The 13,456-nt window shown below is 71.7% G+C and carries 10 protein-coding genes; 4 read left to right on the forward strand and 6 right to left on the reverse strand.

Annotated features, from left to right (window positions below):
• Positions 1 to 74: 74 nt before the first annotated feature.
• The 4 genes from whiA to uvrC are packed head-to-tail and all read right to left on the reverse strand — an operon-like array spanning position 75 to position 5,138.
• The gene (gene whiA / locus ACZ79I_RS08970; protein WP_381083360.1) at positions 75 to 1,064 is read right to left on the reverse strand and encodes a DNA-binding protein WhiA; all 990 of its coding nucleotides are present in this window, start codon (positions 1,062 to 1,064) and stop codon (positions 75 to 77) included.
• Positions 1,055 to 2,098, reverse strand: a complete 1,044-nt coding sequence (locus tag ACZ79I_RS08975; RefSeq protein WP_471495822.1) for a gluconeogenesis factor YvcK family protein — start codon at positions 2,096 to 2,098, stop codon at positions 1,055 to 1,057. Before ACZ79I_RS08975 ends, whiA begins: the two co-directional genes overlap by 10 nt.
• Positions 2,095 to 3,108, reverse strand: coding sequence for an RNase adapter RapZ (gene rapZ / locus ACZ79I_RS08980; RefSeq protein ID WP_471495824.1), 1,014 nt, complete (start codon positions 3,106 to 3,108; stop codon positions 2,095 to 2,097). Before rapZ ends, ACZ79I_RS08975 begins: the two co-directional genes overlap by 4 nt.
• A complete protein-coding gene (uvrC, locus tag ACZ79I_RS08985) occupies positions 3,105 to 5,138 on the reverse strand; it encodes an excinuclease ABC subunit UvrC (RefSeq protein ID WP_471495825.1) in 2,034 nt (677 codons plus the stop codon). Before uvrC ends, rapZ begins: the two co-directional genes overlap by 4 nt.
• A gap of 637 nt (positions 5,139 to 5,775) precedes the next feature.
• On the opposite strand from uvrC, the gene ACZ79I_RS08990 reads away from it, so the two are divergent.
• On the forward strand, positions 5,776 to 6,723 hold the full coding sequence (locus tag ACZ79I_RS08990; RefSeq protein ID WP_471495827.1) for a hypothetical protein: 948 nt from the start codon (positions 5,776 to 5,778) through the stop codon (positions 6,721 to 6,723).
• An 18-nt stretch (positions 6,724 to 6,741) separates the two neighbouring features.
• Here ACZ79I_RS08990 and ACZ79I_RS08995 read toward each other — a convergent pair whose 3' ends face one another.
• A complete protein-coding gene (locus tag ACZ79I_RS08995) occupies positions 6,742 to 7,167 on the reverse strand; it encodes a Rieske (2Fe-2S) protein (RefSeq protein WP_471495829.1) in 426 nt (141 codons plus the stop codon).
• Between the two features lie 194 nt (positions 7,168 to 7,361).
• Here ACZ79I_RS08995 and ACZ79I_RS09000 point away from each other — a divergent pair, with 194 nt between their 5' ends.
• Both ACZ79I_RS09000 and ACZ79I_RS09005 read left to right on the forward strand, forming a co-directional pair.
• Positions 7,362 to 8,465 (forward strand): LacI family DNA-binding transcriptional regulator, encoded by a 1,104-nt coding sequence (locus ACZ79I_RS09000; RefSeq protein WP_471495831.1) that lies wholly within the window; start codon positions 7,362 to 7,364, stop codon positions 8,463 to 8,465.
• Positions 8,462 to 9,373 carry a carbohydrate kinase family protein gene (locus ACZ79I_RS09005; RefSeq protein WP_471495833.1) on the forward strand — a complete coding sequence of 304 codons (912 nt, stop codon included), beginning with the start codon at positions 8,462 to 8,464 and terminating at the stop codon, positions 9,371 to 9,373. The genes ACZ79I_RS09000 and ACZ79I_RS09005 overlap by 4 nt, the downstream gene beginning before the upstream one ends.
• Before the next feature lie 112 nt (positions 9,374 to 9,485).
• On the opposite strand, the gene uvrA is transcribed toward ACZ79I_RS09005, so the two are convergent.
• Positions 9,486 to 12,524: an excinuclease ABC subunit UvrA gene (gene uvrA, locus ACZ79I_RS09010; RefSeq protein ID WP_471495835.1), complete on the reverse strand. Its 3,039-nt coding sequence runs from the start codon at positions 12,522 to 12,524 to the stop codon at positions 9,486 to 9,488.
• A 222-nt stretch (positions 12,525 to 12,746) separates the two neighbouring features.
• On the opposite strand from uvrA, the gene ACZ79I_RS09015 reads away from it, so the two are divergent.
• Positions 12,747 to 13,433: a maleylpyruvate isomerase family mycothiol-dependent enzyme gene (locus ACZ79I_RS09015; protein ID WP_471495837.1), complete on the forward strand. Its 687-nt coding sequence runs from the start codon at positions 12,747 to 12,749 to the stop codon at positions 13,431 to 13,433.
• The last annotated feature ends 23 nt before the right edge of the window (positions 13,434 to 13,456 follow it).

Raw genomic sequence — 13,456 nt, forward strand, 5'->3', positions numbered from 1 at the left:
CGCCCCATGGACGGCGCAACGCCGGTGCGATGCTCCATATGAGCGTCGGCACCGGCGTATTGAGACCTCGTGCCTCACCCCGCCAGGTTGTCCGCCATCTCCTCCGTGAGGTTGGACTCCGTACCCGGGATACCGAGGTCCGCGGCGCGCTTGTCCGCCATCGCCAGCAGACGGCGGATGCGGCCGGCGACCGCGTCCTTGGTCAGCGGCGGATCGGCGAGGGCGCCCAGTTCCTCCAGGGATGCCTGCTTGTGTTCCATCCGCAGGCGCCCCGCGGCCGCGAGGTGCTCGGGCACCTCGTCGCCGAGGATCTCCAGGGCGCGGGCGACCCGCGCGCCCGCGGCGACGGCCGCGCGCGCCGACCGGCGCAGATTCGCGTCGTCGAAGTTGGCGAGGCGGTTGGCCGTGGCGCGGACCTCGCGGCGCATCCGCCGCTCCTCCCAGGCCAGCACGGACTCGTGTGCGCCGAGGCGGGTGAGCAGGGCGCCGATCGCGTCCCCGTCCCGCACCACCACCCGGTCCACGCCCCGTACCTCGCGCGCCTTCGCCGCGATCGACAGGCGGCGGGCGGCGCCGACCAGGGCGAGTGCGGCCTCCGGGCCGGGGCAGGTCACCTCCAGGGAGGACGAGCGGCCCGGTTCCGTCAGCGAGCCGTGCGCCAGGAACGCGCCGCGCCAGGCCGCCTCGGCGTCGCAGGTGGCCCCCGAGACCACCTGCGGGGGCAGGCCGCGGATCGGGCGGCCCCGCCCGTCGACGAGGCCCGTCTGACGGGCCAGCTGGTCACCGCCCGCGACCACGCGCACCACATAGCGGGAGCCGCGGCGCAGACCGCCGGGCGCCATCACGATCAGCTCGGAACCGTGCCCGAAGATCTCCAGGATGTCCCGCTTGAGACGCCGGGCCGCCATCGCCGTGTCCAGCTCCGCCTCGATCACGATGCGGCCGCTGACCAGGTGCAGCCCGCCCGCGAACCGCAGGATCGCCGAGACCTCCGACTTTCTGCAGCAGGTCCGGGTGACGGGTAGCCGGGAGATCTCGTCCTTCACCGCTGCCGTCATCGCCATGGGCCGATCCTTCCATGCATCCGAAAAATACGGTCGTACGCGGCGGCCAACAGCTCCGGGTCGTGCCGCGGGGTTCCGTCGGTACGGGCCACCGGCGCCAGCTCGACCGCGGCGCCGAACCGCTGGGCGGCCTCGTTGAGCAAGGCGCGATCGGGCACGGCGGCCTCGTCGGCCAGCACTACGTCCAGGGCGAGTTTAGGGGCGTGTCGTCCCAAAACCTCCAAATGACGCTGCGGGGAGAAGCCCTCGGTCTCTCCGGGCTGCGGGGCGAGGTTCAGGGAGAGTACCCGGCGGGCCTTCGTCTCGGTGAGCGCGTCCAGCAGTTCGGGCACCAGCAGATGCGGAATGACCGAGGAGAACCAGGATCCGGGGCCGAGCACCACCCAGTCGGCGTCCAGGACCGCGGCGACGGCCTCGGGCACGGCGGGCGGGTCGTTCGGCACCAGGTGGACCGACTGCACCTCGCCGGGGGTGAGGGCGACGGTCGCCTGCCCCCGTACGGTGCCGATCTCGTCCGGGTGCTCCGGGTCGTGGCCCTTGACGAGCGCCTGGAGCTCCAGGGGGACGGCGGACATGGGCAGGACGCGGCCGTGTGCGCCCAGGAGCCTGCCGACCAGGTCCAGTGCCTGCACATGGTCACCGAGTTGCTCCCACAGGGCCACGATCAGCAGGTTACCGACAGCGTGGTCGTGCAGGTCGCCCTGGGACTGGAAGCGGTGCTGGATGACCCGGGACCAGGTCTGGCCCCAGTCGTCGTCCCCGCACAGCGCGGCCAGCGCCTTGCGCAGGTCGCCCGGCGGGAGCACGCCGAGCTCGTCCCGCAGCCGGCCGCTGGAGCCGCCGTCGTCGGCGACGGTGACGACCGCGGTGAGGTCACCGGTGATCCGGCGCAGCGCGGCGAGCGAGGCGGACAGGCCCATGCCGCCGCCGAGGGCGACCACCTTCGGCTGGGCGCCGCGGCGGCGCGCCCGGCCGCCGCGGCCCTCGGGCACCACCCGGCGCAGCCTGCTCAGCCGCAGAGTACGTCCGGTCACTCGCGCCCCATGTCCCGGTGCACTACCACGGTCTCCACACCTTCGGCGGCCAGGCGGGCGGCGAGCTTCTCGGACATGGCGACGGAGCGGTGCTTGCCACCGGTGCAGCCCACCGCGATGGTCACATAGCGCTTGCCCTCCCGGCGGTAGCCGGCGGCGACCAGCTGCAGCAGTTCGGCGTAGCGGTCGAGGAACTCCTTGGCGCCCGGCTGGTTGAAGACATACGCCGCGACCTCCTCGTTGAGTCCGGTGTAGGGGCGCAGCTCCGGCACCCAGTGCGGGTTCGGCAGGAAGCGCATGTCCACGACGAGGTCGGCGTCGACGGGGAGGCCGTACTTGAAGCCGAAGGACATGACGGTGGCCCTCAGCTCCGGCTCCTCCTCGCCGGCGAACTGGGCGTCCATCTTGGCCCGCAGCTCGTGCACGTTGAGGCTGGAGGTGTCGATCACGAGGTCGGCGTCGCCGCGCAGCTCGCGCAGCAGTTCCCGCTCGGCGGCGATGCCGTCGACGATGCGGCCGTCGCCCTGGAGCGGGTGCGGCCGGCGGACGGACTCGAAGCGGCGCACCAGGGCCTCGTCGGAGGACTCCAGGAAGACGATCCGCCGGGTGACGTTCTTCGCCTCCAGGTCGGCCAGGGACTCACGGAGGTTGTCGAAGAAGCGCCGGCCGCGGACGTCGACGACGACCGCGATCCGCGCGACGTTCCCCTGGGAGCGCGCGCCCAGTTCCACCATGGTGGGGATCAGCGCGGGCGGCAGGTTGTCGACGACGAACCAGCCGAGGTCCTCCAGGCACTTGGCGGCCGTCGAACGGCCTGCGCCGGACATGCCGGAGATGATCACCAGCTCGGGGATGGCCGCCTCGGGGACCCCGGCCGTTTCGATGCCCGTACCCACCTGTGCTCCGTTGTCCTGGACCGTCTGCTGCCGCGCCCGGCCCTGGCCCGTCTCCGTGCGGGTGGGCCGGTCCTGCGCTGGGCGTTCTTCCGCGTGCTGGTCGTGCTCGGTCATGTCTCCTGCCCCCGTCGTTCGTCCGGGGCCCCCGCGGGCACGGGCTCCCCGGGGGAACCCGCCGTCGTCACGGGTTCCTCCTCTTCCATGATCTCTCCAGTCGCCGTGTTCACGGCGGGCGCGGCCGGGGCCGCCTGGGCGAGGGCCACGGCGATCGTCTCGGCCGTCTTGCGGCCGATGCCGGGAACCTCCTGAATCTGGTCGATTGTGGCGGATCGCAGCTTCTTCACCGAGCCGAAGTGCTTGATAAGCGCCCGTTTGCGCGTGTCGCCGAGCCCCGGCACCTCGTCCAGGGGGCTGGACCGCAGGCGTCTGGTCCGCTTGCTGCGCTGATAGGTGATCGCGAAGCGGTGGGCCTCGTCGCGGACGCGCTGCAGCAGATAGAGGCCCTCGCTGGTGCGGGGCAGCACCACCGGGTCGTCCTCGCCGGGCAACCAGACCTCCTCCAGTCGCTTGGCGAGGCCGCACACGGCGATGTCGTCGATGCCGAGCCCGTCCAGGGCCCTCCGGGCGGCCGCGACCTGCGGCTGCCCGCCGTCGACGACGACGAGCTGCGGCGGGTAGGCGAACCGCTTCGGCCGTCCGTCGTCCTCCGCGGACGGGTCACCGTCGGCCCACTCCCCCGTCTTCTCCTTCTCGGCGAGGTAGCGCCTGAAGCGGCGGGTGATCACCTCGTGCATGGACCGGACGTCGTCCTGGCCCTCGAAGCCCTTGATCTGGAAGCGGCGGTACTCGCTCTTGCGCTGCAGCCCGTCCTCGAAGACGACCATGGAGGCCACGACGTCCTCGCCCTGGAGGTGCGAGATGTCGTAGCACTCGATCCTGAGCGGGGCGCTGTCCAGGCCGAGGGCCCCGGCGATCTCCTCCAGTGCGCGCGAGCGGGTCGTCAGGTCGGAGGCGCGCTTGGTCTTGTGGAGCGCGAGCGCCTGCTGGGCGTTGCGCTGCACCGTCTCCATCAGGGCCTTCTTGTCGCCGCGCTGCGGGATGCGCAGCGACACGTTCGACCCGCGGCGGCCGGTGAGCCAGTCCTGGACGGGCTCTATGGGGTCGGGCAGCGCCGGGACGAGGACCTCCTTGGGCACGGAGTCCCCCGTCTCCTCCCCGTACAGCTGCTGGAGGGCGTGCTCGACGAGGGCGGCGGTGGTGACGTCCTCCACCTTGTCGGTGACCCAGCCGCGCTGGCCGCGCACGCGTCCGCCGCGCACATGGAAGATCTGCACGGCCGCCTCCAGCTCGTCCTCGGCGACGGCGACGAGGTCGGCGTCGGTCGCGTCGGTGAGCACGACCGCGCTCTTCTCCATGGCCTTCTTCAGTGCCTCGATGTCGTCGCGCAGGCGGGCGGCCCGCTCGTACTCCATCTCCTCGGCCGCCTGCATCATCTGCTTCTCCAGACGACGGAGATACGTCCCCGTGCGGCCCGCCATGAAGTCGCAGAACTCCTCGGCCAGTTCGCGGTGGTCCTCGGGCGGGATCCGGCCGACGCAGGGCGCGGAGCACTTGCCGATGTAGCCGAGCAGGCAGGGGCGGCCGGTGCGCGCGGCGTTCTTGAAGACGCCGGCCGAGCAGGTGCGCACCGGGAAGACGCGCAGCAGCAGGTCGACCGTGTCACGGATCGCCCAGGCGTGCCCGTACGGCCCGAAGTAGCGCACGCCCTTGCGCTTCTGGCCGCGCATCACCTGCACGCGCGGGAACTCCTCGTTCATCGTCACCGCGAGGTACGGGTAGCTCTTGTCGTCGCGGTACTTGACGTTGAACCGGGGGTCGAACTCCTTGATCCAGGTGTACTCCAGCTGCAGGGCCTCGACCTCGGTGGACACGACCGTCCACTCCACGGACGCGGCCGTGGTGACCATGGTGCGGGTGCGCGGGTGGAGGCTCGCCAGGTCCTGGAAGTAGTTCGCCAGGCGCTGGCGCAGGCTCTTCGCCTTTCCGACGTAGATCACCCTGCGGTGCTCGTCCCGGAACCTGTAGACCCCGGGCGAGTCCGGGATCTCTCCCGGCCTGGGGCGGTAGCTGGAGGGGTCGGCCATGTCTCACACCCTACTGTCGGGAACCGACAGCGCGGCGCGTGTGCGGGCAAGGCCCGGCGGGGTCCAGGGGAGACGTCGAAGGCGATGTCCGCCGGGGGCCGCGCGGGCAGGCGGGCGGGCAGGCCGGCGCGTCCGGCCGGCCCCGGGGCCGTGGCACGGGGGCCGGGCACGGGGGCCGTGGCACGGGGCCGGGCACGGGGCCGGCCAGGTACCGGATCTCCGGTGCGGGGGGTAGCCGGCGCGGCGGCCAGGGGCGGGGCCCCGCGCCAGGAGGTGCTGGGCCTGGGTCGCCCGGAGCCCGTCCGACCCCGTCCCAGCCCGTCCGAGCCCGTCCGGCCCCGCGAGCGCCGAGCACGCGGCCTCCCGGCGCACGTCGCGCGTCCGCGCCCCTGTGGGAGCGCGCGCCCTGCGCGGTCCCGGGCCCCTGCCCCGCGACGGCGATCACCGGGAGTGAAGTCAGGAGGTTGGGCATCAGGTGTTGTCGGGGCTTGGTCAACACGCTTCAATGCGGTGGAACTTCGGGCTGTGACCGGCGAGGTTCGTTTGTGAACGACCCCGCACCCCCCTCGGGCCTCCCGGTGACACTCCATGCCAACGGTCTGACCAGCCGTCGTCAAGATCACAGAAAGGCCCCTGTATGCGGCACGGCACACAGCATGCGGACGTCGTCCCCGCGGAGTTGGCGGAGGCCCTGCGCGGCGGGCCCTTCCATGTCGCGCTGCGCGCCGCCATCGCCGCCCGGGGCCTGCCGCTGCAGCGTGTGCAGCACCATCTGTCGCGGTACGGGGTCAGGGTCGGCGTGACGAGCCTGAGCTACTGGCAGCAGGGTGCCCGCCGCCCGCAGCGGCCGGAGTCCCTGCGTGCCGTACGTGCCCTGGAGGAGATCCTCCAGCTTCCGGACGAGTCCCTGATCCGGCTGCTGGCCACGGCCGACAAGCACCCCGGACCGGACCGTCCGCCAGGCCGCTCGTACCGCTCCCTGGTGGAGGCGTCGGGGGTACTGGAACGGCTCCTCGCCGAGCTGGGGTCCGGTCTCGACGGCGGCCTGCACACGATCGGCCATCACGAGCATGTCCGCATCGGGGCGCGCCGCGAGCTGCTGACCCACGAGTCGCACCAGATAGTGCGCGCCCATAGGGATGGTGTGGACCGTTATGTCGCCGTCCACCACGGCGATCCGGGCTGCGCCCCGGAGCGGATCACGGTGCACGCGACGGAGAACTGCCGCACCGGGCGCGTGCGGTGGCATCACGACACCGGCATCCTGGTCGCGGAGCTCCTCTTCGACACGCGGCTGCGCAACGGCGACACCTTCCTCTTCCGCTACGGCTTCGAGGACGGCACCGCGGGCGCGTCGTGCGAGTACGTCCGCGGGTTCGGATTCGCGGGCGGCCAGTACGCGCTCCAGGTGCGCTTCGACGAGGAGGCGCTGCCGGTGCGCTGCCACCGGTTCACCCAGCACTCCGCTGCCGCCCCGCGCAGCGGCCGGCAGGAGCTCGCGCTGAGCGGACGCCACCGCTCGGTGCACCTGGTGGAGCCACGGGTGCGGTCGGGGATCGTGGGGATCGGGTGGGAGTGGGAGTGAGCGGCGGCCCGTGAACCGTCAGGCCACGGGGGGACCCGCCACGATCCTGCCGTCCTTCACCTCGACCGTCAGCTCCTGCAGCGGGGCGACGGCAGGAGACTGCGTGACCTTGCCCGTGACGGCGTCGAACCGGCTGCCGTGACAGGGGCAGACGAGCGTCGTGCCCGAGAGCTTGTTGATGGCGCACCCGGCGTGCGTGCACAGCGAGCTGTACGCCTTCAGGGAACCGTCCTCGGCACGGCTGACCACGACGTTCTGGTCCTGGTACAGCTTCGCGCCGCCCTTGGGGACCTCGCTCTCGGCCCCCAGTGTGACCGGCGCGGTGGGCGTGGTGGGCGTCGCGCCGCCCCCCGGCGAACAGGCCGCGAGGCCCAACCCGGCGACCGGGGTGAGAGCGGCCCCGCGAAGGACGGTACGACGGGTCGCTGAGGGGCGGGTGGACATGAGATCTCCACAGGTCAGAGCCGTGCTCGCCGCAGCGGCGGGCATCTCGAACGATACCGGCAGCCGTCCTTCGTCCTTCGGCCGGGGTTGAGTGCGGGAGGCTCACACGGACACGTAAACGCTTACGCAAGCGTTTACGCCCTGCCCTGACATGAGATACGGTCCCGGCCAGGGAAACCGAGGGGGGAGACGCGATGGCAACCATGGCCGATGTCGCACGGAGCGCCGGTGTGTCCGTCGCGACCGTCTCGCATGTGCTCAACGACACCCGTCCGGTGCTGCCCCGCACCCGGCGGGCGGTGCTCGACGCCATCGACGAGCTGGGCTACACACCGAACACACTCGCCCGTTCCCTGGTGACCTCCCGCACCCGGTCCATCGGGCTCGCCGTGTCGGCGATCAGCAATCCGTACTTCACGGAGATCCTTCAGGGTGTCGAGGCCGGTGCCCTGGAGCACGGCTACGGCCTGCTCATCGCCGATCCGCACGACGACCCGGAGCACGAGCGCGAGGTCGCCCGGCTGCTGCACGAGCGCCGCGTCGACGGCATGATCGTCGCTCCCTCCGCGGATCCGCGCGGACTCCTCACCCATCTCGGGCGGCACGGTGTACCGACCGTGTTCCTCGACCGGCTGGTGGACGGCGCGGCGGCCGCCGCCGCCCCGCCGCGGACACCGGCGCTGGACGGGTCCGAGCGGGACGCCCCCTCCGGTGCCGACTTCCGCTTCGACCAGGTCTGCGCGGAGAACACCGAACCGACGGCCGCCCTGGTCACGCATCTCGCCGGTCTGGGGCACACGCGCATCGGCCTGGTCGCGGGCCTGCCCGGGCTCAGCACCACGACCGAGCGCATCAGCGGCTACCGGCGCGGCCTGGCGGCCTCCGGTCTCCCCTACGACGAGCGGCTGGTGTCCCGGGGGGACTCCGCGGCGCAGGGTGCCGAGCGCGCCACCGCCACCCTGCTGGACCTCGCGGCACCGCCCACCGCCCTGGTCACCGCCAACAACGCGATGACCATCGGCGCGCTGCGCGCCCTGCGTGACCGCGGCCTGTCCGTGCCGGACGACATGGCGCTGTGCTGCTTCGACGACTTCGCGTGGGCCGATCTGTTCTCGCCCCGGCTGACGGCGATCTCCCAGCCGAGCAGGGAGATCGGTGCCCGGGCGGTGCGGCTTCTCCTGGAGCGGCTGGAGACGCCGGACCGTCCCTCCCGCACCGTGCGGCTCCCCTGTGCCTTCGTCCACCGCACCTCGTGCGGCTGCCCCGACACCCCCTCCGAGAAGGGAACCGTCTCGTGATCGTCGTCGCCGGTGAGGCCCTGATCGACCTGGTGCCGCAGGACACGGGTGCCCTCGCACCGTTGCGGCCGGCGCTCGGCGGCGGCCCTTACAACACCGCCGTCGCGCTGGGCCGTCTCGGCTCCCCCACGGCGTTCTGCTCCCGCACCTCCTACGACGCCTTCGGGGAGGCCCTGCTGGACGGCCTGCGCACGGCGGGGGTGGACGTCTCGACCGTGCAGCGCGGCACCGAGCCGACCACGCTGGCGGTGGCGACGATCGACGAGAACGGCTCGGCCGCGTACTCCTTCTACGTCGAGGGCACCGCCGACCGCCTGTTCACGGCACCGGCGCACCTGCCGCGGGGCACCCGCGCGGTGTCGTTCGGCACCTGCTCGCTCGTCCTCGAACCGGGGGCGAGCGCCTATGAGGAGCTGATGCGCGACGCCGCCGCACAGGGCGTGTTCACGGCGCTCGACCCGAACATCCGCCCAGGGCTGATCCCGGACCCCGACGCCTACCGGGCCCGCTTCAAGAGCTGGCTGCCGTCGGTGTCGCTGCTCAAACTCTCCGCGGAGGACGCGGAGTGGCTGGGCGGCACGCCACGCGAGTGGCTGGCCTCCGGCCCCGCGGCCGTCGTGATCACCCATGGCGGCGACGGGCTCACGGTCGTCACCCGCGAGGGGGCGGAGTACTCGGTACCGGGTGTGCGGGTCGACATCGTGGACACCATCGGCGCCGGCGACACGGTCAACGCGGCCCTGCTGCACGGGCTGGCCTCCCGCGACAGCCTCTCCCCGGCGGCGCTGGCCGGCCTGGGCGCCGACGGCTGGGGGGAACTGCTGCACTTCGCGGCCCGCGCCGCGGCGATCACCTGCTCCCGGGCCGGTGCGGAGCCGCCGTATGCGTCCGAACTGGGGGATCGCTAGCCCACGGCCGCGGGAACAGGACGGCCGACCGTGCAAGGGGCGGCGCCCCACGGGGAGTTCCCGAGGGGCGCCGTATCCGTCCGGATCTTTCGGCCTGTCCGGGCCGCAGGGCTCATGCCGTGCGGGCCCGCGTGGTCTTCTTCGCGGGTGCCGCCTTCTTGGTGACGGCGGCCGCCTTCCTGGCCGCCGTGCTGTCGGCGGTCTTCGCCGTCCTGGCCGTCGCCGTCTTCTTCGCCGTCGACGCGGCCGCGACCGTCTTCCTGGCCGCCGCCTTGCGCGGGGCCTTCACGGAGGCCGCGTCGCTGACGCGTTCCGCACCGAGGATCTCGCGCAGGAACTTGCCGGTGTGGCTGGCCGGAACCCCGGCGACTTCCTCCGGCGTGCCCTCGGCGACCACGAGGCCGCCGCCCGCTCCGCCCTCGGGTCCCATGTCGACGACCCAGTCGGCGGTCTTGATGACGTCGAGGTTGTGCTCGATCACGATGACCGTGTTGCCCTTGTCGACCAGTCCGCCCAGTACCTGGAGCAGCTTGCTGATGTCCTCGAAGTGCAGACCGGTGGTCGGCTCGTCCAGGACGTAGACCGTGCGCCCGGTGGACCGCTTCTGCAGTTCGCTGGCGAGCTTCACGCGCTGGGCCTCGCCGCCGGACAGGGTGGTCGCGGACTGGCCGAGCCGGACGTAGCCGAGACCGACGTCGTTCAGGGTCTTCAGATGGCGGGCGATCGCGGGGACGGCCTCGAAGAAGTGGAGGGCCTCCTCGATCGGCATGTTCAGGATGTCGGCGATGGACTTGCCCTTGTAGTGGACCTCCAGCGTCTCCCGGTTGTAGCGGGCGCCGTGGCAGACCTCGCACGGGACGTACACGTCCGGGAGGAAGTTCATCTCGATCTTGATCGTGCCGTCGCCCGCGCAGTTCTCGCAGCGGCCGCCCTTGACGTTGAAGGAGAAGCGGCCGGGCTGGTAGCCCCGGACCTTCGCCTCGGTGGTCTCGGCGAACAGCTTGCGGACGTGGTCGAAGACACCGGTGTACGTCGCCGGGTTCGAGCGCGGGGTGCGGCCGATGGGCGACTGGTCGACGTGCACGACCTTGTCGACCAGATCGTCGCCGTCCACCCGTGTGTGCCGCCCGGGGACGTTGCGTGCGCCGTTCAGCTCGCGGGCCAGGTGCGTGTACAGGATGTCGTTCACCAGCGTCGACTTTCCGGAGCCGGACACTCCGGTGACCGCCGTGAACACGCCCAGCGGGAACGACACGTCGATGTCCTGGAGGTTGTTCTCCCGGGCACCGTGCACCGTGAGCCGACGGGACGGGTCGTGCGGGCGCCTGATGCCGGGCAACGGGATCGACTTCTTGCCCGACAGGTACTGCCCGGTCTGTGACTCCTCGTTGGCGAGCAGGTCCTTCAGGGAGCCGCTGTGCACCACCTTGCCACCGTGCTCCCCCGCCCCGGGGCCGATGTCGACGACCCAGTCGGCGACCTTGATGGTGTCCTCGTCGTGCTCGACGACGATGAGGGTGTTGCCCATGTCGCGCAGCCGGACCAGAGTCTCGATCAGCCGGTGGTTGTCACGCTGGTGCAGGCCGATGGACGGCTCGTCCAGTACGTACAGGACGCCGACGAGTCCCGAGCCGATCTGGGTGGCCAGGCGGATGCGCTGGGCCTCTCCGCCGGAGAGCGTGCCGGCCGCGCGGTTCAGCGACAGGTAGTCCAGGCCGACGTCGACCAGGAACCGCAGCCGTTCGTTGACCTCCTTCAGGACCCGCTCGGCGATCTTCTTGTCGCGGGCGTCGAGCTTCAGCTCGCCCAGGAAGTCCGCGCAGTCGCTGATCGACATCGCGGAGACCTCGGCGATCGACCTGCCCATGATCGTGACCGCGAGGACGACCGGCTTGAGGCGGGTGCCCTCACAGCTGGGGCAGGGCACCTCGCGCATATAGCCCTCGAAGCGCTCACGGCTGGCATCGCTCTCGGCCTCGCTGTGTCGGCGCTTCACGAAGGGGACGGCGCCTTCGAAGGGCGTCGTGTACACGCGTTCGCGCCCGTACCGGTTGCGGTACCGGACCTCGATCTGCGTCTTGTGGCCGTGGAGCAGGGCCTTCCTGGCGCGCTGCGGCAGGCCCGCGAAGGGGATGTCGGTCCGGAACCCCAGCGCGTCCGCGAGGGCGCCGACGAGCCGGCCGAAGTAGTCCTTGGTGTGCCCGTGCGACCAGGGGTGGATGGCGCCCTCGTCGAGGGTCTTCTCCTCGTCCGGGACGATGAGCTCGGGGTCGACCTCCATGCGCGTGCCGATGCCGGTGCACTCGGGGCAGGCGCCGAAGGGCGAGTTGAAGGAGAAGGAGCGGGGCTCCAGCTCCTCGAAGGACAGGTCGTCGTACGGACAGTACAGGTGCTCCGAGTACATCCGCTCGCGCTCGGGGTCGTCCTCGGGGAGATCGACGAAGTCGAGCACGACCATGCCGCCGGACAGGCCGAGCGCGGTCTCCACGGAGTCGGTGAGCCGGCGCTTGGCGGAGTCCTTCACCGTGAGCCGGTCGACGACCACCTCGATGGTGTGCTTCTCCTGCTTCTTCAGCGTGGGCGGGCTGGACAGCTGGATCGTCTCACCGTCCACACGCGCCCGGCTGTACCCCTTGGTCTGGAGGTCGGCGAAGAGATCGACGAACTCCCCCTTGCGCTCGCGCACCAGCGGCGACAGCACCTGGAACCGGCTTCCCTCGGGCAGTTCCAGGACCTTGTCGACGATGGCCTGCGGCGACTGGCGAGAGATCGGGCGGCCGCACTGGGGGCAGTGCGGCTTGCCGATGCGCGCGAAGAGCAGACGCAGGTAGTCGTAGACCTCGGTGATGGTGCCGACCGTCGAGCGCGGGTTGCGCGAGGTCGACTTCTGGTCGATGGAGACCGCCGGCGAGAGGCCCTCGATGAAGTCGACGTCCGGCTTGTCCATCTGGCCGAGGAACTGCCGGGCGTACGAGGACAGCGACTCGACGTAACGCCGCTGGCCCTCGGCGAAGATCGTGTCGAAGGCCAGCGAGGACTTGCCCGACCCCGACAGGCCCGTGAACACGATGAGCGAGTCGCGCGGCAGGTCGAGCGAGACATTCTTGAGATTGTGCTCGCGCGCGCCACGGACGATGAGACGGTCGGCCACGCCGGTCCGCACCTTTCTTGAGAGAAGCGACAGGGGCGGGGCCCCCGTGTTTCCCAGACTAGGGGGAGCCACTGACAACGCCGGTCGGATTCCAGGGTTCACAACAATCCCGGGCTCTCCAGCATGCCCGACGCCGCACCTGACCATATAGCACGCGCATTCGATTTGCGGGGCGGGGCCACAACCTTCACCCGAAGGAGTGGCGAGGCTAGGGTCGGACCCATGATTGATCACGCGCACGACCTGGCCTCTGTACGCGACGCGACCGACCGGCTGCTCACCGCAGTCTCCGCCCTGGACAACGCCGCCGTGGCCGAGCCGTCACGACTGCCCGGCTGGTCGCGCGGCCATGTCCTCGCCCACCTCGCCCGCAACGCCGACGCGCTCGTGAACGTCCTGGAGGGACGTCCCATGTACGTCTCGGCGCACGCCCGGGACGCCGACATCGAGCGGGACGCCCCGCGCGCCCTGGACGCCCAGCTGGCCGACCTCCGCGAGAGCGCGGCCCGCTTCCAGAAGGCGGGCGAGGCACCGGCGGACTGGTCGCGCACGGTCGAACTGCGCAACGGCGTCACCGACTCCGCGGCCCGCGTACCGTTCCGGCGGCGGGCCGAGGTCGAACTGCACCATGTCGATCTCGGGGTCGGCTACGAGCTGGAGGACTTGCCGGCCGAGTTCGTGGAGCGGGAGATCGACTTCCTCGCCGAGCGGTTCCGCGGACACAAGGACGTGCCCTCGACCACGCTGGAGGCCGGCGGCCGGGCCTGGACGACCGGTGGAGGCGCCGAGGGCGGGACCCTCGCCGTGCGCGGTTCCGCGCCGGACCTGCTCGGCTGGCTCTCCGGCCGCCGGGACGGGTCCGCGCTGAACGTCGGGGGCGGAGGGCTGCCGGCGCTCCCCCCGCTGTAGGTCGGGGACGGCCCCGGCCGGTG

Source organism: Streptomyces sp. PSU-S4-23 (assembly GCF_055632315.1).